This is a genomic window from Bdellovibrio sp. 22V (genome assembly GCF_030169785.1).
In the GTDB taxonomy this organism is placed as follows: domain Bacteria; phylum Bdellovibrionota; class Bdellovibrionia; order Bdellovibrionales; family Bdellovibrionaceae; genus Bdellovibrio.
The window spans coordinates 2,484,565-2,503,568 of sequence record NZ_CP125854.1 but is presented as its reverse complement, the minus strand read 5'-3'; the positions used below and the strand labels follow the sequence as shown (position 1 = coordinate 2,503,568).

Annotated in this window: 20 protein-coding genes; 12 read left to right on the top strand and 8 right to left on the bottom strand. The window is 48.0% G+C overall.

From position 1 onward, the window contains the following. Positions 1–170: 170 nt before the first annotated feature. Complete coding sequence (hisS, locus tag QJS83_RS12110; protein WP_284605149.1) at positions 171–1,421, bottom strand: histidine--tRNA ligase; 1,251 nt, start codon at positions 1,419–1,421, stop codon at positions 171–173. Between the two features lie 99 nt (positions 1,422–1,520). Between hisS and QJS83_RS12105 the strand changes: the two genes are divergently transcribed. Genes QJS83_RS12105 through QJS83_RS12090 form a run of 4 tightly spaced genes read left to right on the top strand, consistent with a single transcriptional unit; the run spans position 1,521 to position 4,427 of the window. Further along, positions 1,521–1,979 (top strand): DUF3299 domain-containing protein, encoded by a 459-nt coding sequence (locus tag QJS83_RS12105; protein ID WP_284605148.1) that lies wholly within the window; start codon positions 1,521–1,523, stop codon positions 1,977–1,979. 18 nt (positions 1,980–1,997) lie between these two features. Further along, positions 1,998–2,480 carry a ZrgA family zinc uptake protein gene (locus tag QJS83_RS12100; protein ID WP_284605147.1) on the top strand — a complete coding sequence of 161 codons (483 nt, stop codon included), beginning with the start codon at positions 1,998–2,000 and terminating at the stop codon, positions 2,478–2,480. After that, positions 2,467–3,162 (top strand): ABC transporter ATP-binding protein, encoded by a 696-nt coding sequence (locus tag QJS83_RS12095; RefSeq protein WP_284605146.1) that lies wholly within the window; start codon positions 2,467–2,469, stop codon positions 3,160–3,162. The genes QJS83_RS12100 and QJS83_RS12095 overlap by 14 nt, the downstream gene beginning before the upstream one ends. Beyond that, positions 3,162–4,427, top strand: a complete 1,266-nt coding sequence (locus QJS83_RS12090) for an ABC transporter permease (RefSeq protein ID WP_284608799.1) — start codon at positions 3,162–3,164, stop codon at positions 4,425–4,427. The genes QJS83_RS12095 and QJS83_RS12090 overlap by 1 nt, the downstream gene beginning before the upstream one ends. A 78-nt stretch (positions 4,428–4,505) precedes the next feature. Here the strand turns inward: QJS83_RS12090 and QJS83_RS12085 are convergent, their stop codons facing one another. Beyond that, the gene (locus QJS83_RS12085; RefSeq protein WP_284605145.1) at positions 4,506–5,177 is read right to left on the bottom strand and encodes a glutathione S-transferase family protein; all 672 of its coding nucleotides are present in this window, start codon (positions 5,175–5,177) and stop codon (positions 4,506–4,508) included. Between the two features lie 191 nt (positions 5,178–5,368). Between QJS83_RS12085 and QJS83_RS12080 the strand changes: the two genes are divergently transcribed. Then, complete coding sequence (locus QJS83_RS12080) at positions 5,369–5,698, top strand: RNA recognition motif domain-containing protein (protein WP_284605144.1); 330 nt, start codon at positions 5,369–5,371, stop codon at positions 5,696–5,698. Between the two features lie 268 nt (positions 5,699–5,966). Here the strand turns inward: QJS83_RS12080 and QJS83_RS12075 are convergent, their stop codons facing one another. Genes QJS83_RS12075 through QJS83_RS12065 form a run of 3 tightly spaced genes read right to left on the bottom strand, consistent with a single transcriptional unit; the run spans position 5,967 to position 11,238 of the window. Then, positions 5,967–7,796 carry an adenylate/guanylate cyclase domain-containing protein gene (locus QJS83_RS12075; protein WP_284605143.1) on the bottom strand — a complete coding sequence of 610 codons (1,830 nt, stop codon included), beginning with the start codon at positions 7,794–7,796 and terminating at the stop codon, positions 5,967–5,969. 14 nt (positions 7,797–7,810) lie between these two features. Then, positions 7,811–9,427, bottom strand: a complete 1,617-nt coding sequence (locus QJS83_RS12070; RefSeq protein WP_284605142.1) for a fibronectin type III domain-containing protein — start codon at positions 9,425–9,427, stop codon at positions 7,811–7,813. Next, the gene (locus QJS83_RS12065) at positions 9,427–11,238 is read right to left on the bottom strand and encodes a FecR family protein (RefSeq protein ID WP_284605141.1); all 1,812 of its coding nucleotides are present in this window, start codon (positions 11,236–11,238) and stop codon (positions 9,427–9,429) included. Before QJS83_RS12065 ends, QJS83_RS12070 begins: the two co-directional genes overlap by 1 nt. Positions 11,239–11,375: 137 nt before the next feature. On the opposite strand from QJS83_RS12065, the gene greB reads away from it, so the two are divergent. The 4 genes from greB to QJS83_RS12045 all read left to right on the top strand — a co-directional run bounded on the left by greB (position 11,376) and on the right by QJS83_RS12045 (position 13,149). Further along, entirely contained in the window at positions 11,376–11,852 is a 477-nt protein-coding gene (gene greB, locus QJS83_RS12060) for a transcription elongation factor GreB (RefSeq protein ID WP_284605140.1), read from the top strand. A gap of 81 nt (positions 11,853–11,933) precedes the next feature. Further along, on the top strand, positions 11,934–12,437 hold the full coding sequence (locus QJS83_RS12055; RefSeq protein ID WP_284605139.1) for a DUF3465 domain-containing protein: 504 nt from the start codon (positions 11,934–11,936) through the stop codon (positions 12,435–12,437). Next, on the top strand, positions 12,419–12,760 hold the full coding sequence (locus tag QJS83_RS12050; protein WP_284605138.1) for an alpha/beta fold hydrolase family protein: 342 nt from the start codon (positions 12,419–12,421) through the stop codon (positions 12,758–12,760). The genes QJS83_RS12055 and QJS83_RS12050 overlap by 19 nt, the downstream gene beginning before the upstream one ends. Next, positions 12,760–13,149, top strand: coding sequence for a hypothetical protein (locus QJS83_RS12045; RefSeq protein WP_284605137.1), 390 nt, complete (start codon positions 12,760–12,762; stop codon positions 13,147–13,149). Before QJS83_RS12050 ends, QJS83_RS12045 begins: the two co-directional genes overlap by 1 nt. 15 nt (positions 13,150–13,164) lie before the next feature. On the opposite strand, the gene QJS83_RS12040 is transcribed toward QJS83_RS12045, so the two are convergent. The 3 genes from QJS83_RS12040 to QJS83_RS12030 form a co-directional block, all read right to left on the bottom strand. Continuing rightward, on the bottom strand, positions 13,165–13,881 hold the full coding sequence (locus tag QJS83_RS12040) for a VC0807 family protein (protein ID WP_284605136.1): 717 nt from the start codon (positions 13,879–13,881) through the stop codon (positions 13,165–13,167). Positions 13,882–13,940: 59 nt separating this feature from the next. Continuing rightward, positions 13,941–14,324: a hypothetical protein gene (locus tag QJS83_RS12035; protein ID WP_284605135.1), complete on the bottom strand. Its 384-nt coding sequence runs from the start codon at positions 14,322–14,324 to the stop codon at positions 13,941–13,943. 151 nt (positions 14,325–14,475) lie between these two features. Further along, positions 14,476–14,931, bottom strand: coding sequence for an OsmC family protein (locus QJS83_RS12030; protein ID WP_284605134.1), 456 nt, complete (start codon positions 14,929–14,931; stop codon positions 14,476–14,478). A gap of 196 nt (positions 14,932–15,127) precedes the next feature. Between QJS83_RS12030 and mutM the strand changes: the two genes are divergently transcribed. From mutM to QJS83_RS12015, 3 genes are all read left to right on the top strand, one after another. After that, positions 15,128–15,940 (top strand): bifunctional DNA-formamidopyrimidine glycosylase/DNA-(apurinic or apyrimidinic site) lyase, encoded by an 813-nt coding sequence (gene mutM, locus QJS83_RS12025; RefSeq protein WP_284605133.1) that lies wholly within the window; start codon positions 15,128–15,130, stop codon positions 15,938–15,940. Between the two features lie 147 nt (positions 15,941–16,087). Further along, entirely contained in the window at positions 16,088–16,303 is a 216-nt protein-coding gene (locus QJS83_RS12020) for an acylneuraminate cytidylyltransferase (RefSeq protein ID WP_284605132.1), read from the top strand. 243 nt (positions 16,304–16,546) lie between these two features. Next, the gene (locus QJS83_RS12015) at positions 16,547–19,000 is read left to right on the top strand and encodes an acyl-CoA dehydrogenase (protein WP_284605131.1); all 2,454 of its coding nucleotides are present in this window, start codon (positions 16,547–16,549) and stop codon (positions 18,998–19,000) included. The last annotated feature ends 4 nt before the right edge of the window (positions 19,001–19,004 follow it).

The following is a 19,004-nucleotide window of genomic DNA, read 5'->3' as shown; positions in this document are numbered from 1 at the left end:
GCAACAAATCCGAATGCGAGGAGACAATAGCGCTTTTGCGTTTGAAAGATCGACATATTTTTTTGACAAAACAGATCTGCAAAAACGGCGAGAAGTTTAATGTTTTAGACTTTGGCCAAGTGTTAAACGCTGAAAAAACAAAGGGCCCGTCACCGAGCCCTTTTGATTTTTTAAATTTTGAAATCGAAGGTCTTCAGATTTTCGCGGCTGATCTCGAACTGCTCTCCAGAAGAGAAGTTCTTCACCGTCACAGTTTTGTTTGCGACTTCGTTGCCGCCCAAAATAAGAGCGTAGTGCGCGCCGACTTTATTGGCTTTTTGCATTTTCTTGCCCATTTTTCCTGACAAGAAATTTTCTGCCTTTAAGCCGCGGGCGCGAATTTCGTGGGCCACTTTCACACTTTCGTCTTCGCCCTGATCGTCAGCGCCAATCACCGCGATCAAAACTTCTTTTTTGTTCGCGAGTTCTTTCGGAGTCAAATCGGCAAGACGGTCGATGCCCGCAGCCCAGCCGACTCCGGGAGTTTTCGGGCCGCCCATTGTTTCAATCAAACCATCGTAGCGACCGCCGGCAAGAACAGTGCCTTGTGCGCCGAGTTTCGATGTCGTGAACTCAAAAACGGTGTGACAGTAATAATCTAAGCCGCGCACGAGATGAGAATTTACTTTATAAGGAATTCCCAAACTCTCGATGCCAGCTAAAACTTTCTTGAAGAAAGTCTGTGACGTTTCATTCAAGTATTGTTCAAGCTTCGGCGCGTTTTCGTTTAATTTTTTGTCGCCTTCGTCTTTGGAATCCAAAATGCGCAGCGGATTTTTTTCCAAGCGCATTTTGCTATCCGCAGAAAGCTGCTCTTGGTGAGTGGTAAAATATTGAACAAGAGCGTCGCGATAAGCGGCGCGGCTTTCGCTGTCTCCCAAAGTGTTGATTTCCAACGTACACTCTGCGGAAATACCGATCTTTTGTAGGAGATCCCACGCAAGTGCGATGCATTCGACGTCCGCAAGAGGAGAGTCATAACCTAAACACTCTGCGCCCAATTGGTAAAATTGACGATATCGACCTTTTTGTGGTCGCTCATAACGAAACATGGGACCGGAATAATAAAACTTCAATGGCAGGTTCTGCATCATGCCTTCAGAGATAAAAGCGCGTGCAACTCCCGCAGTCCCTTCGGGTCTCAATGTGAGTTTTTCTCCGCCGCGATCTGTAAAATCATAAGTCTCTTTATTCACAACGTCGGAAGTTTCGCCCAAAGTGCGATGAAAAACGTCAGAAAATTCGAAAATAGGAGTTTCAATCTCGCCGTAACCGTACAAAAGAGCCTTTTCGTAGGCAGATTCTTCGACAAAACGGAAGACAATGCTGTCCTCGGGAAGAAGATCACGGGTGCCGCGCACTCTCTGGATTTTATTGCTCATATTTCGGCCTCACTCTTATCAGGAATTTCCTTTATATCAGAGCGCCGGGCAGTGCGCAAAGCTATTGCAATTAAGAGGGGGCCGATCTTTAATAGATTTATGGATATGAAGAAGTGGGTCCTTGCAGGTGTTTTTATTATGGCGGCCATCGCGGGTGCGGTGATCTATCAAGTCGTGGGGTCCCGTGGCGCGGCTTCCCTGAATGGTGTAGAGGTCGATTGGCGTCTTCTTGGCGAAATGGACTACATTACCGGCAGTTCTTCTTCCGAATTAAAAGCTCTCAATGGCCAGGCAGTGAAAATTCCCGGCTTTATGGTCCCGTTGGAGGATAATCAACGCGATGTAGTTGAGTTCCTCCTAGTGCCGAGCCCGCAGGCTTGCATTCACGTTCCTCCTCCGCCGCCGAATCAAATGGTGTATGTGAAGATGCGCAAGGGGACGGAAGTCGCGGTGGGACCGATCTGGGTGCATGGCACTTTAAATTTAGTCACTAAAAAGTCGATGTACGGTGATGCTTCGTTTGAGCTCGTTGGTGAAGTCGTGGAGCCGTACAAATAAATTTTCAAGGAGGTACTTATGTTAAAAGTTCTTCTCTTTTCGATGATGGCCCTGGCGGCACGCGAGCACGGAGCCCATGTTCATGGTGAAGGTCACATGAGCATCGGTATCGATGGTAAAAAAGGAAAAATCGAATTGCATGCGCCGGCGAATTCCATCATGGGATTTGAGCATCAAGCCACTTCAAAAAAAGACAAACAAAAAAAGGATGCGGCTTTATTGAAGCTGGAAGAGAAAATTTCCGAGATGGTTTCTTTTGATCCTTCGTTGAAGTGCGAAATCAAAAAAGAAATCTTCGAAGTGAATCAAGAAACGAAACATGCTGATATCGAAGCGGAGTTCAATATCAGTTGTGAACAGGCGCCTGCGGGCAGCACGATGACTTTCAATATCCAAAAAGTGTTTCCGCATCTTAAAAAAGTTCAAGTCGATGTCATTGCTGACGGCGTTCAAAAATCAGTGCAAGTACTGAAGAACGGAGACAGTCTTGAACTCAAATAGTCCTCTTGTCGAGATTCGCGATCTGCAGTTCACTTATCCTAATCAAACGACTCCCACTCTTGAGATTTCCGAGTTTTCGGTGAAAAAGGGCGAGGAGTTGTTCCTCTTTGGGCCAAGTGGTGCCGGTAAAACGACGCTTCTTGAACTCCTTTCCGGTGTTCTTCAACCGAGCAAAGGCAGTTTGAAAATTTTAGGTCGTGATTTGATGACAATGAGTGCTCCGGAGCGTGATGCGTTCCGGGCGGAACACATGGGCTATGTGTTTCAAAGCTTTAATTTGATTCCTTATCTGTCCGTGCGTGAAAACATCGAATTGCCGTTGTATTTAAGTCCTGCACGCAAAGCGCGTTTGGGTACGACGGTAGATACCGAGATGGTGGTGCGCGCCCTGTGCGGGAATCTTGGTATTGCCGAGCTTCTCGATAAAAAAGTGACTGAACTGAGCGTCGGGCAGCAACAGCGTGTCGCTGTGGCTCGTGCGTTGTTGGGAAAACCGGATCTGCTTTTGGCGGATGAACCGACCTCAGCGTTAGACGCTGATCACCGCGAAAAATTTTTGAAACTTCTGTTTGAATTGGCGGAGCTCTACGGGACGACCGTTATCTTCGTCTCACATGATCGCAGCATTGAAAAACTTTTCACTCGTTCCATCTCGTTGAACTCTATTAACAAGGTTGTGTGATGATCTTCTTAAAATTGGCCCTGAAGTCTTTGAAGAATCGCGCTTTTGCCACGGCATTGACGGTTATTTCTATTGCTCTGAGCGTGGCTTTATTGTTCTCGGTGGAAAGAGCCAAACGAGCTGCGGAAGAAGGCTTCACGCAAACAATCAGCAAAACGGATTTGATTGTTGGTGCGCGCAGTGGTCCATTGCAACTGATTCTTTATACAGTTTTCAATATGGGAAATGCGACTCACAATGTTTCCTATGAGAGCTATCAGGACATTAAAAAACATCCGGCCATTGCCTGGACGATTCCGTATTCTTTGGGGGATGGTCACCGCGGGTTTCGCGTGGTGGGTACGAATAATGATTTCTTTAAGCACTATCATTTCCGTGGCGACCGTAAAGTCGAGCTTGCACAAGGTGTCGAGTTTCAACGTCTTTGGGATGTTGTGATCGGCGCCGATGTTGCACGCACCTTGAATTATCGTTTGGGAGATCGCATTGTTGTTTCTCACGGCGTGACTCGGGGTGAGGGTGTGCAACAACATGATGACAAACCATTTGTCGTCTCCGGGATCATGAAGCCGACGGGGACGCCATTGGACCGTGCTCTTTATCTTTCTTTAGAAGGAATGGAAGCCTTGCACATCGATTGGCAGGAAGGGGCGGCACCTACAGCGGATAAAGCCATTCCTTTCGATAAGATTAACAAAGACAGTTTACAGATTCACACGATCACTTCGTTCTTTATCGGCACGAAGTCGCGTATTGAAACTTTGAAACTGCAAAGAGACATCAACACCTACAAAGAGGAACCGCTTCTTGCGATCATTCCCGGTGTGACCTTAAGTGAGTTGTGGCAAAACCTTTCTTATGTTGAAAACGTTCTGCGTATTATTTCTTGGATGGTTGTTGTCGTTGGATTTATGGCGATGCTGATCGCTTTAACAACAACATTGAACGAGCGCCGCCGTGAGATGGCGATTCTGCGCGCTGTTGGCGCGAAGTCCGGGCAAATCGTGGGACTCTTGGTTTTTGAGTCTGCGGTCTTGACCGGAGCGGGCATCCTTCTTGGCATTTTCTTGTCGTGGGCTTTGGCGCTGATTCTGCGCCCATGGATTGAAATGGAATTCGGTCTTTACTTGCAAGGCCCGCTTTTCACATCGCGCGAACTGATCTACGTGCTTGTGACCTTTGTCGGCGGAACAATCATCGGCCTTATCCCCGCACTGCGCGCGCAAAAACTCGCACTCAAAGACGGCCTCTCCGTAAGACTCTAAAAAAGGTGCACGGTGCTTTTATGCGTCCACGCAGCGTTAAATGCGCTGTAGACGTAAAAAAATCACCGGGCACTTTTCTTATTTAAAGATGGGTGTTGTGTTTTTTTCTGCAAGAGCTTCTTCAAGCCAGAATTGAACGCCGTGGTGTTCTTGGATGTTTTCCATGTAGCTCAGGGCGGTTTTGTTTTTGATTTTTACTCCGTAAGAGAGGAAGCGGAAAACGATCGGTGCAAAGAAGGCGTCGGCAATCGTGAACTCACCGAAAAGATACGGGCCTTCGCTTTTTTGGAGGGCCCCTTCCCACATAAAGAGAATGCGTTCGATGTCTTTCACGGTGCCGCTCAATAGGTGGCGCGCCTCTGACTTTAATTGCAAATCCATGCTGAGTTGCGAGCGCAAGGACATGAAGCCGGAATGCACTTCGGCAGAGTAACTGCGAGCCAATGCGCGAAGGGCAGGATCCGCCGGCCAAAGCTGAGCCTCTGGGGACAGTTCGTTGAGGTATTCCGCAATAGCTAAGGAATCCCATACAATGGTTTTCCCGTGTTTGAGGGCGGGGACTTTGCCGGAGTTTGTATATTTTGCTATGTTTTGCCCCGTTTTAGGGGTGTCGAGCTTTATAAGAATTTCCTTAAATGGCAGGCCCGATTGGACCGCCACCAGCCATGCCCGCATCGACCAAGAAGAGTAGGTTTTATCGCCAATAATGAGTTCAAACACGGGCTTATCGCTATGTACGTGGTAGGTCATTCCGGGCTCCTTTTGACCCTCAGTCTATACCTTTGTCCATGTGTGTCAATATTTTCCTGGACCCTACTTTTTTTTAACTATGAAACGTGAATGAATTGGTTTATCAATCAGTTTCAAATCAGTCTCTGTAGAGTGCTTAGGGCATGGTGCCCGTTTCCTCTTAGGGCTCCCAAATGCCAGTGGAGGTTATAATGGGTAAGAAAATTTACGTAGGAAATCTATCCTACTCTTTGGATGATCAATCAATTGCAGACGCTTTTGCTCAATACGGTAACGTAGAATCTGCACGTATCGTAACTGATCGTGAAACAGGTCGCAGCAAAGGTTTCGCTTTCGTAGAAATGTCTACTGACGAAGAAGCTCAACTTGCTATTTCTAAATTGAACGGCGTTGAACTTGCTGGTCGTGCTATGAACGTTAGCGAAGCTAAACCAATGGCTCCTCGTGAAAATCGTGGTGGCTTCGGTGGTGGCAACCGTGGCGGCGGCCGCGGTGGTTTCGGCAACCGTTCTCGCAACTAATTTTTCTTCTTTATTCGAAGAATGATAAAGGGAGTCTTTATGGCTCCCTTTTTTTTGCCTTCTTCTTGTTTGGTTAAGCGGGTCGGCTTTGGCAAAAAAATCTTCCAAAGAAATAGCGAGAATAAGATCCTTGATATTCGGAATGAAAATTAGGTTTGAGTGGTTTTTCTCAACACCGCGATCCGGTTCAGGCCCTGTTTCTGTGGACGGAACGTTGGGGTTGAGGGGTGGAAAAGTTAAGGGAGCTTTTGGCTCCCTTTTCTTTTTTTTAAGCAGCGTCTTTGATTTTTACTTTGTCGGCGGCTTCGGCTTCGTAGTCGGAGTACGGGGTTTTTACTTCGATCATTGTGCCGTCGGCGGCGCGGTAGCCTCGGACTTTGTACATTTTGAGGGCTTCGGAGCGGCCTTTGACTTCGGCGGCGCCGGCGAGTTCGACTTTGAATTCTTCGCCGACTTTTTCAATGACGGAGTCAGTGACTAACAAGTCAGCGCCGAAGGCTTTCGTTGAAGCTTCGATACGGGATGCCGTGTTCACTGTGTTTCCGATGACCGTGTACTCCATGCGTTCGTCAGAACCGATCGTTCCTGAAATTGCCGTGCCGGCGTGCAGGCCCATACCGATGTTGATGGCAGGCTGGCCGCGAGAGATGCGCAGTTCGTTCAGGCCTTCCAAAGCTTTGCGCATTTCCAAACAAGCGCGAACGGCGTTGTGTGAGTCGCGGTCGGTGCTTCTCGGCGCGCCCCATACGGCCATGATCGCGTCACCGATAAATTTATCGACGACACCGCCGTGAGCGTTGATGATTTTAACCATCACACCAAAATACTCATTCAACATTTCAACGACTTCTTCCGGAGAACGTTTTTCAGAGAAAGCCGTGAATCCACGGATGTCCGAGAAGAAGACGACAACGTCTTTAGATTGACCGCCGACACCGATGTCCTTGCTGATCAAATCTTCCGCAACAGAGGAGCCGTGGAACTTCGAAAAAAGACTTTTTACTTTGTCGCGTTCTTTAAGACCTTCCGTCATGTGATCGAAGGCTTCGGCGAGGTCGCCCACTTCGTCATGGGATTTGACCTGTGTGCGGGCTTTCACATCGAAGTTACCTTTAGAAACCAAGTTGATCATCTCGGCCAATTTTTCAATCGGGGAGGTGAGGGTCATTGAGAATAAGAAGATAAAAAAGATCGCCATCGAGATCGCAGAACCTGCGACGAAAATCGCTCGGCGCTTGACCTCGTTCGATACTTCTAAAATAGTTTCTTCGGAAGTTTGCGAAATCACCGTCACACCGAAAGAAGTTTTAACGGAGGCTCCGAAAAAGTTTTTATCGGTGTCGGGATCAATAAACTTCGTCTGGAATTGCGGGGATTTTTGCACCAAAGCTTTTTGTACAATCGGGTACTTGCCCATATTGTAGCGAGCCATCGCTTTTTGCTCGTCTTTGTGCGCGATCAATTCGCCGTGACGGTCGATCAGGTATTGCGTGCGCTCTGAAGGATCCGTAAATGGTTTTTCAAATGGAGCAAGTGTCACGTCGGCTAAAGCAATGTGCGTGATTTTGCCGTTGGCATCACGAATGAGCGGGATACCAATCGTCACCATCGCAGGAGCTTTTGGATAAGAGGCGTTCTTAAGTTCGACAGTTCCTTGTGCGACGGAACGCAAAGGAAACTTCTGCCAAGCGCGAACGTTGATCATGTAGTTGCCGCTTAAACCGTACGGTTTCAGCACATCGTCTTTCACACGGCGAGCGACCGTTTCAACGGACGTACCATCGAGTTTCAAAACTTCAAGGGCGACAAAGTTTTTATCTTTTGTGAAAGCAAAGTCGAAGTCATCACTTGTGGAGGTTTGCGAGTTCGTGCCTTTCACCAAAAGGGAAGCACTGGTGCGGGCTTTGTCGACCAATGAACTGATGATGTTTTCAACTTCCTTCGCTTTTGCAGAAGCGGATTCCAAGTTCGAGATGTCGACTTGTTCGGCGGCTTTTTTCTCGAAGTATTCAGAAGAAATCCAAGTGATCGTTCCGGTTGCGGCAACCAGGATAAGGATCGTGACGGTAATGAGTTTTGTTGAAATAGGTATTCTCATAACATCTCCATGTCCTAGAAGGCCCACTCGGCGAAAATATTTAAATAGTTCCCTACGATCGTGGACTCGTTCACGTCACCTTCCACAGCGAAGTTGTCGGCGGCAGGCACGGCTTTGTAAGACATTTTGTCTTCGCGGCGTGCATAGCCTACAAGGCCTGTGAAAGTGGGTGTGAAACGGTAGCTTCCTAAGAATCCATATTGAGTTGATAACGAAGGCGTCAGCGGCTCGCCATTCGGAGTGCTGATTTTCATCAACGACATATACATGTGCGCATTGACTTGAATACCCAGCTTTGGAGTCAAAGAGAACCAGTATTCCGCACCAAAGTGCGGACCCGCCGAAGTGATTTTTAGATCCTGAGAGGAGCCCGAGAAAGGATCACCCACAGTTTCAGGAAGTTCTTTGTAGTAGGGTCCAATCTGGAAACGCAGTTCGCCGCGATCGCCCATGGTTTTGCGATAAACGGCATTCGCTTCTGCGGAAGCAAATGTCTGAGTTTTTCCGTTGAACGTAAAACCACTCATGTCAACGATACCTAAAAATCCCCACGGCGTGTAGGGGCTGAACCAGCCAAGACCCACGCGGCCTGTGCCGCCCAAAGCGCTGTAAGCAACTGCAGAGTTCTTTTCAGGGTTAGAACCGCGGAATTGCATCTCGGTGATGAGGTAACTCGCCACCGCATACCATCCGGTGACGCGGTCGATGGACTTACGCACTAACGCCGTATACTCCGCTGCCGGAGAACGATCGCCATGACGAACCTTAAAGCTTTGTTTTGCTAATGGAGAGCTCGGGCGCATTTCTGATTTCGCGCGCACAGCCACTTGATAGCGACCACCGGGCCATGTTTCGTCGAATGGCAAAGTTTCTTCCTGCGTGTCTTGAATGACTTTGTATTTTTCCCATTTCTTCGATGCCTCATCGAAACGAAGAACGTAGACGTCGTACTTTGTTACGTTGTCGGGACGTGTCCAGCGGATTTCACGCACGAATTCGCTTTCAGGCTTTTCGATTTTTGGATTTTCTAAAGCCTTACCAAGAACAGAGAATTGTCCCACGGAAGTCGCGTCGCTGACGATGCCTTCTTTATTGGAAGAAGAAACTTTCCACGTATAGTTCATCGCAACGGGAACTTCTAAAGAGAGTTTGGTCTCTTTCAGTGTTTCCGTGATTTGGGTTTTGCCGTCTTCGGAAGTTAAAACGAATTGGTATTCATCAGCGCCACCGACCGGAGCCCATTGGAAATCCATCTTCACTTTGTCATTTTCTTTCGTTGCGATACGCGAACGTGAAGCCGGGAATTTCAAAACAGCCGTTTCCAGACCGACGTTGAATTCACTTGGCGGGGACCAGTCCCCAGGAACGCCACGATAGTCGCGCGAACGCAGTTTCATCATGTACTTTCCAGGAGTCAAACGTCCGTTCCACGCGGCTTCTTTCACTTTGAAAGTAAAAGTTTTCGCTTCGTCTTTTTCGGACTGTTTGACTTGTTGCAGTTCGATCTCGTAAGACTTTGCACCTTCAATGGCTTCCCACTCAAAGTTCACTAAACGGCGATAAGGCGCCGCCCAGGCCGTCGCCGCCCAGAAAGTGAAGAGGAGAATAAAGAATGTGCAAATCCGCTGCATCAATTCACCTTGATTTTCTTCAGTGTCGGCGCGCGAACGTTGGATTTGTCAGGCACCAACAAACGACGAACACCGCTTGTTTCACTCGCGCGTCCATAATTATCTGTGGCGAAAACTTCCACTTCGTATTCACCGGGAAGAAGATTCTTTAATGACGTCATGTTATTCGTGTAGCGCGTGCGCTTCAGCTCTTTGCCATTTTTGCTGATCGTGAGCCAGTATTCTTTAGCACCTTCGAGTTTGCTCCACTCAAGTTGCGTGCGACCGTCCAAGGAAGCTTGCAATGTTCCTTCTGCAGGCACGAATTGCGGTGCTTGCAACAATGGCAGAGGTGACACGGTCAAAGTTTGTGATGCCGCCGTTCCTAAAACTTCACCGTCTTTATTCAAGGCCTCAATCGAAGCGATGTAGCGACCCGGTTTAGGTACCGGAGCCACGGCTTTGGTTTCTTTGACTTCCATCGTTTCGGCCAAAGCAGGATCTTCATTTTCCGCATGGTATTTCACGCGCCATGTGCTGACTTGGTCCGCTTTGTCGACTTTCCAGCTCAGACCCAGACTTGGTTTTTCGACGTAATATTGAGTGTACTGAGTTTGCGGAATTGTGAAGTCAACCTGCACAGGCACAAGCGGAGGTCGTTCCACCTTCGCTTGCACTTGGGCGGCCGGTTTCACAGTGAACTTCTGAACTTTGCCTAAAAGAGGTTTTTCAGAATCCATATAGTAAGAACTCATGCGCCAGTAATAAGTTCCCGCATTTAAGCCAGGTAAAGTGTACGAGTCTTCTTTGGTGAAAGTTTTCGCCGTGAGCTTTTGTTTTAAAGTCGCGTCCGTCCAGACTTCCAAAGTCATCTGTTTTGTATCATCGCCTTTTTGCCATTTGAAAGTCATATCAAATGGAGTCGCCGTTGCGGGGATCTCGGCATCCGCTGTCGGGAAGACGACTGTCGGTGCATAGCGGGCGAGCACCTCTGTTTTATAGATCGGGCTTTCGGCGACCATCTTTCCTTCTGGTGACATCGCTACAAGTTTCCAGTAGTGACGTCCGAAGGAAAGCGGAGCCATTAATTGATTTTGATTCAAAGAAGCTTTGCTGATCTCTTTCAAGTTTTTACGATTAGGGCCCGCCAACAAAGACACTTGCGTGTTTGCAGGGAAGCCTGTCCATTGGAACGGAATCGGCTGAAGAGCCTCCGCATCCATAGCGATCGGTTTTTGTGGAAGGGGAGTCAGGATTTTCACTTCCGTGCGTGACGTCAGATCTTTGCTTTGACCATCATTGCCTTTGATCGAAGCTTTACCTTCCAGGACATGGACATCGACGTTATTGCCGCGACCTTTTGAAAGAGACGCCGAAGCTTGCGAGAGGTCGACTTTTCCATTTGCTGAATTCAAGACAAGCCCCGGAGCGTCTTTTTCTTCTCCACCGGACTTGGCGTTAACGAACAAACTACCTTCCATCAAATCAAGAGCGATTTCGCCTTCGGATTTTTTAATCACGATCAAAGACTCCGGCTCCAAATCCAAATAGCGATCGGAGTCGACGAATTGAATGCGCACCTCGCCCGCTTCACTCGTACGAATGGCTTCGCCGTTGTAAAGAGGTTCACCGGTGTTAACGAGTTGCCACAGAAGACGGGAGGCGGGACGGCGTTGAATATCATCAACAACTTTACCCACGTACGCTAAAGGTTTTTCATTTCCGTAAGAGGAATTGCGCGCGCCTGTGGACTGATACCAGTACCACGTCACTGCGAAAACAGAAGATGAAATCAACGCCGCGACAAGCAGACGTTTCCACTGTTTTTTCATCAAAACCTCCTCAATTCTTTTTCGGAGGATATGTCGCGATATTAAATGGAGCTTAAGTCTAGGTAAGACCCGCTGTTGAAATTTTGTTAAGATCTGGCTCTGGCACTTTGCTGGGAGATGGTCTAGAGTCTTGCAATATGGATAACAACAAGAACTACATCACCCCCGAAGGTCTAGCAAAACTCAAAGCCGAGTATCATGAATTAATGCATGTCGAAAGACCCAAGCTTGTTGAAGTCGTCGCCTGGGCCGCGAGCAATGGCGATCGTTCCGAAAACGCGGATTATCAATATGGTAAAAGACGTTTGCGCGAAATCGATAAGCGCGTGCATTTTTTGACGAAAAGAATTGAAGATGCCGAGCTCGTTGATCCTAAGCAGATGACGGGGGAAAAGGTTTTGTTCAGTGCCACGGTCACCTTAGTAAATGAAGACGGTGACGAAGTCGTTTACCAAATCGTCGGCGAGGATGAGTTTGACCCAAAAAAAGGAAAAATATCCTGGAAGTCGCCGGTAGCGCGAGCTCTTCTCGGAAAAAAACGGGGCGACGAAGTGCGAATTGTTAAACCCGCCGGAGAAGAATTCGTCACGATCGAGAATGTCGAATACAAGTAAATTTTTCAGTCTTCTTTAAGATCATTTTATTGTTTGTCTTTGCGGGAAGAATTGGGGACACTCCGTTTAATCGGGGGGTCCATGAAATCACTTATTCTTTGTGCATTGTCGGTTTCTATCGTTTGTTCATCTCACTTTGCGGAAGCAAAACGCCGTCACGGCCAAGAGCCAAGATCTTCTCGTACATTTGAAACTCAGAAAGGATCGCAACAAGGGGCCTTTGTTGTGGATGAATCCGCGAGTGACTCGGATATTATTCGTGCTATCAACGACCAACGCCGCGTGAATTTCGTTGAGGGCGGCAGTATGACGGTGGTGAGCGTGTTGCCTGACGACACAAACGGACGTGAACATCAAAAATGGACGGTCCGTCTTTCTAATGGAAAGACGATGCAGGCTGTGTATAATTTGGATATGTGTCCGCGTGTGCCGCTTAAAAAAGGTGATGTAATCGCGATGGGTGGCGAGTTCGTATGGACACAACGTGGAGGCCTGCTTCACTGGTTGCATAAAGATCCGCGTGGGAATCGTCCTGCTGGATATGTTTACGTGAACGGGAATTACTATTGCAAAGACTTGAACTAATTCCATGTGAAGCTCCGTTCTGGGCCGATAGCGGTCACGGACAAACTTTGTGGGCGCATTTCCTTAAGTCGCCTGAGCTCAATCATTTAGGGAAAAATTTTGAAGTCGATCTTCCGGATGGAGATCGACTTTTTTGTTTTTATCTCCCGGGTCCTTCCGATATCGTTGTGAGTCTCTTTCATGGTCTTTCTGGAGACGTCTCGGCAGACTACATGCAGAGAACTGCGCTCTTATGTCAGCGCATGGGACACACTGTGGTGTTAGTCAATCATCGCGGGGCGGGGGTGGGTCTGCATCACGCGAAACACCCTACGACGAAGTAGTGCGTGATGGAGTTCGCTATCCTACGCAAGCTCAGGAATTGGGTTTAGATCAAGAGCGTCCTCGCTATGATTATCGTAAGCGCGCCGCTTTCGGTGCGACTCCGAAATATGGCAAGTCAGGGACACCGTCCTCGAGTGGAGGCGGTTATTCCGGTGGATCTTCGCCGTCGCCTTCGTTCCCACCGCCGCCGACCTTTGATGATTTTGGTGATGGCGGGTATGTGCCAGCGCCAAATATGTCAGATGATTTTGGAGACGTTCCGCCGCCACCACCACCTCCACCGCCTTCTTTTGGCGATGATTTTGGAGGAGGGGGATTTGGTGGAGGAAGTGATTTCCCACCACCGCCGCCGCCACCACCTTTCGGTGATGAGGGTGGAGACTTCTAAAGGAGCGCTGTCGTTTTAAGATTCGCGCAGAAGTTCTTCGGTTTTAAGGCCGGCGTATTGTTTGATGCCTCGCATGAGGTACCAGAAGATTCCCAAGAGGAAAATCATAGAAGGCACCATGATGATGGCCATCGACCACGTCGTCATCTTCGCGATTTGTTCATTGAGAACTTGCGATTGCGCTTCCGCCGTCAGATTCGTGTCTATATTAATGAAAATACTGCGTGCAAGAACGAAGTTGCAGACCGCGCTGAAAGCAAACGACAAAGACAGCCAGTAAGTCGCTTTTCTCATGTGATCATGAAATTCTTTTTGTTTGCCATGTTCGGCTAAACGCTGCTCTAGCAAATCCACTTTCATTACGGAGGGATTTAAAAACAGAGTTTCGACAAAAGGTTTTTTCGTAAAAGCCGAGCCCAGGACAAAAAGACCTACAAGAGTTGGAAAGGCGGCTTCTTTCACGGCAAACCAAAAACCATGCAAACCCAAAAGCGCGAGACCTCCCGTCAAGAGAACATTGAGAAGACCCAACGCCGAAAAGGCATTCACTTTCTTACGTTGAATAAGGTCGTACGTTCCGTACGCCAAGGGAAAAGCCAGCGCTAAAATAAGCGCGGCGACCGGCCCGATAAATTTACTGAGTTTGTTTAATATAAGGACGGGAAGAACGATGTTAAAGACGAGGTTCCACAATCCATTTTCTTGTTTCTGAGCTGGAGTATCGGCGCGCATAGCTAGCATCCTTGTCGTCTTCCGACAAAAATGCAAGCTGCGCTGTGCGTAGGAACAAGTTAGCGATTCAAAATGGCGTTGTCCAAGCGGAGCAAATGGTTCTTATAGTTATAGCGAACCAAACGGCATTTATCGCCAAGTTCCAGTCCGCCCTTGATGCAAAGATTTCCGGCAGGCGTATTCAAAAGTTCTTTGATATCCGTCAGGATATTGTGGGCAAGCTGGGCATTTTCTTTAGGAAGCACATTGGAATAAGAAACGACGATTTCGAGGCGCGCTTGCAGGGGCTCTATGGAGTTCGCCGCATAACCGAAGTCTTCGAGCACTTGGCTATACATCTTCTTCATTTCTTCATAGTCACCGGGAGCGGCCTGACCTACAGAGGTGAAGCCCGCGAGAATCGCAACGGCCAAAAGCGCTTTTTTAAAAGAAACCAATGTCATGTGTTCATCCTTTCTGAATGATTTTTTTTCTTCAGCGAAATATAAACCAAGTCATCCAGAAAAAAATGAAAAAGCAAACGTCGTTAAACTCTTTCTAGGGCTGTTCTTAACTTCTGCGAAAGTTCACTTTGTGTGAATCCTCGAGGGTCTCTTACGTCGACGGCGAAGGCGCTGCAAACTCAGCGACTCCGTTGCCGATAAGCTCTTCATTCAAAAAGATTTTGTACTCGATGGGGCAGGCTTTCGAGAGCATTGCGGCTGTTCCGCTATATTGATGCGTGGATCTTTTCACGGCCTCGAGAAGGGATTCTTTCTTTTCTGTCGCGCTTGTGAGGGAATACCGAAGATCAATCCGTTTAAAAACTTTAGGGTGAGTGTCCGTAAGATCAGCACGCGCTTCGAGTTCGAGGCGGGAATATTCAACTGCGAATTTTTTGAGCAGATCAATGACGTCCGTGCCCGTGCAGCCACAAAGAGCGGCCAACAGAAGCTCCTTGGGGGAAGGGCCCATCGGCTTTCCTTCAATCGCGACGTCAATGTCTCCAGTCATGCCGCGAATTGAAAAACGAAAATGATGCTGATCTATTCTTTCGACCTTGGCGCGCATAAAAACTCCTTCGCTTCCGTTGTGTGCTCTTAGAAAATAACGGGTTCGGAGTTCTGTTCAAGTTCCTTCTTTGAAATATGTGAGGCCCTAGGCTTGGTGCTGAAGTCTCCGGTGGAAATTTCGCGTCGATAGGGTAAGATGGGGGCGTAGAATTTTAACGCATATGCGTCATGGGTGATTGAAAAGCAGGTGTCTTATGCCCGAACTTCCCGAGGTTGAGGTCGTCCGTCGCGGCCTTGAAAATATTCTTAAAGAACAGCCGGTGCTGGAAAAAGTGGAACTCAAGCGTAAAGATTTGCGTGAACCTATTCCTGCGAAAAAAATAAGCACGCTGGTGGGGGAGAAGCTTCTTTCGGTGGAAAGACGAGCCAAATATCTTCTTTTGTGGACGCCCAAAGGCGCGATGCTTTCACATTTGGGGATGACTGGAACCTGGCGGGTGGCGGAGCCCGGGGATGAGCGTTTGCATGATCATATTTATCTTCACTTTAGCGGCAACCTCCGCTTGGCGTATCGGGACCCTCGGCGTTTTGGTTATTTCGATTTTGTGCAAAATCCTCTAGAGCACCCGAAACTAAAGGGTTTGGGGCCGGAGCCTTTAACAAAGGACTTCACCGGGCGAGTGCTGTGGGAGAGCTTACGGGGAAAAAATGTCGCATTAAAAGTGGCATTGATGGATCAGAAAATAGTCGTCGGTGTGGGAAATATCTACGCCAGCGAAGCCTTGTTTGCCGCGGGAATCAAGCCCACTTTGCCGGCGCAAAAGCTGTCTGCAGAACGTGCGGAAGTGCTTGTTAAAGAGATTAAAAAAATTTTAACTCGCTCCATTGAGCAGGGTGGTTCTTCGATCAGTGATTTCGCTCAAGCCTCTGGGGAGAGTGGATATTTTCAGATGAGTTTTCAAGTGTACGGCCGAGCGAAAGAAGCTTGTGTGACTTGCGGGCAACAGGTGAAGTCGCAAGTCTTGGGTGGACGAAACACCTTCTGGTGTTCGCGTTGCCAAAAATAATTTTAAAATTTCGTTTGCTAAGCGGCGGCGTTTTTGTGTAACTTAAGCCCTAAGTCGAGTTTGAAAACAAAAATGCGGACTCATCGAGCCAACTGATAAGGCGAAGGTGGGAAGGCACAAATTAATAAAAACGAAGGGACAACAACAATGAAAGCAATCGTTATCGCTGCTTTGCTAGCACTTTCTTTCACAACTGGTTTCACTTGCTCTAAAAACCAACCTGCTGAGCAAGCTCCAACAACTGAAGCTACTCCTGCTACAACAGAAGCAGCTCCTGCTGAAGGTACTCCTGCAGCTACTACTGAAGCAGCTCCTGCTACTACAGAAGCAGCTCCTGCAGCTCCTGCTGGCGAAACTAAGTAATCTCTGCGCAAGCTGAATACTTAGATTTGGAAAAGCCCTCGCAAGAGGGCTTTTGCTTTTTTAGAGTTCTTACTCAACTGTTTTTGCTCCCGACATAATTAAGTTCTCTCTTCGAACAATCATGCTGTTTGAAAGGAACTCTTCCTCACGTTTTCGTATCTATATAGATATGGACCTGAAGCTCTTGCACATCCTCACATTAAAGAGTCTAATTATTGGTGTATTCAATAAAGGAGATACATCGTGGATTCTATCAACTCTTTATACGGGTTTTTTCTGGAGAACTGCACGTGGGCTTGGATACTGGGCTCCCTCGTTCTCTTGTTGTTCGTAGGCTTTTTTGGCAGCCCTCTGATTGTGTGGACAATCGCTTTGGCAGCGATCCTTTTCGGATTCGGTGCTCCGACGTGGTTATGGATCGTGTTTGCTGTTGTGGCTGTGATCTTTAACATTCCAGCGATTCGCGCGGCTTTGATTACTTCCGGCGTTTTCGGCATTTTCAAAAAATTCGAATTCCTGCCAAAAATCTCAGATACAGAAAAAGCGGCTTTGGACGCGGGTGTCGTGTGGGTGGAGAAAGATCTCTTCTCTGGAAAACCGAATTTCTCCAACTTGATGAAAGAGTCTTACCCTGATCTGACTCCGGAAGAAAAAGCTTTCATGGAAGGCCCTGTGAACAATCTTTGTAAGATGATTGATCACTGGAACATCTATAAAACAAAAGAAATCCCGCAAGACATCTGGGATTATATCCGTAAAGAAAAATTCTTGGGCATGATCGTTCCGAAAGAGTACGGCGGATTGGGCTTTTCGGCTCTTTGTCACTCGGAAGTGATCATGAAAATCTCTTCGCGTTCATTGCCAGTGGCGATTCAAGTGATGGTGCCAAACTCTTTGGGCCCTGCAGAGTTGCTTGCGCACTACGGAACTGAAAAACAAAAATCTCACTGGTTGCCGCGTTTGGCGGATGGCCGCGAGATTCCTTGTTTCGGTTTGACAGAGCCTTTGGCGGGATCTGATGCCGGTGCGATCAACTCCACAGGTGTGTTGTTCAAAGGTCCGGATGGAAAAATCCAAATCAAATTAAATTGGAACAAACGTTGGATCACTTTGGCAGCGATTTCTTCTGTGATCGGTTTGGCTTTCCGTCTTCGCGATCCAGAAAATCTTTTGGGTAAAGGTGAAGATCTTGGTATCACTTGCGCGTTGATCCCTGCGACAACTCCTGGTGTTGTCTTGGGCCGTCGTCATGATCCATTGGGAACTCCTTTTTACAACTGTCCTACGCAAGGTAAAGACGTTATCGTTGACGCTGAAGAAGCGATCGTTGGTGGTATTGCCGGTGCTGGTCGCGGTTGGATGATGTTGATGGAGTGTTTGGCAGCAGGTCGTGGTATCTCCTTGCCGGCACAAGCGACAGGCGGAGCGAAGCTTGCGACACGCGTGACTTCTGCACACGCTGTTGTTCGCCGTCAGTTCGGTGTTTCTATCGGTAAGTTCGAAGGTGTTGAAGAACCTTTGGCGCGCATCGGGGCTTCCACATACGCTCTTGAGGCGATGCGAAGATACTGCTTAGGTGCTCTTGATAAAGGTATCAAACCGGGCGTTATCACAGCGATGCAAAAATACTATGCGACTGAAATGGGTCGTAAAGTGATCAACGACGCGATGGATATCATGGGTGGTGCGGGTATCTCTATGGGACCTCGCAACGTTTTGGCTGAAATCTATATCGCAACTCCAATCGGTATTACGGTTGAGGGTGCGAACATCATGACTCGTACTTTGATCATCTTTGGTCAAGGCGCTTTGCGTGCGCATCCATTTGCGTATTCTGAAGTCAAAGCATACGAAGCAAACGACTTGAAAGGTTTCGACAGAGCCTTCTTCGGTCATATCGGTCATATCGTGCGCAACACGTGCCGCGCGATCTTGCTTTCTCTTTCGCGCGGTTACTTGGCAGCAACTCCAGAGTGTCATCCGCAAATGAAAGTGTACTTCCGCCGCCTTTCTTGGACGTCGGCGACTTACGCTTTGTTGGCTGACGTGGCGATGGGCGTTCTGGGTGGCTCTTTGAAAATGAGAGAGAAAATCACAGGTCGTTTTGCCGATATCTTGGCAAATATGTACATTGCAACAGCGATCCTGCGCCGTTTTGAAGCGGAAGGTCGCCGTGATGAAGACTTGGCATTCGCACATTACAACTTGAAACATTGCATGGCCGAGATCCAAAAAGGTTTCGATGGTATCTTCGACAATTTGAAGATCCCAGGACTTCGTTGGTTCTTCAAAGGCTGGATCGGCGCTTGGTCACGTATCAACTCCGTTGGTTCGCAAGCTTCTGACGGCTGGTCCCACGCAATTGCTTCTGCCATGATGAAAGAAGGCGGTATCCGTGATCGTTTGACTGACGGTATCTACCTGCCAAAAGAGCGCGATCAGCAACTGGCGCGTCTTGATTACGCTTTCTCTGTGTCTTTGCAATCTGAAGCGGCAGAAAAGAAAATCAAAAAAGCCATCCGCGAAGGCGTTCTCCCTAAGAAGAAAGCGCACTTGTTGTTGGATGAAGCCCGCAGCAAAAACGTCATCACAGATGCTGAATTCAAATTGATGCAAGAATCTGATGCCGTTCGCTACGACGCGATCCTGGTAGATGACTTCTCTGAAGAGCAATACCACGCAAATAAAGTTCTCTAAGAAA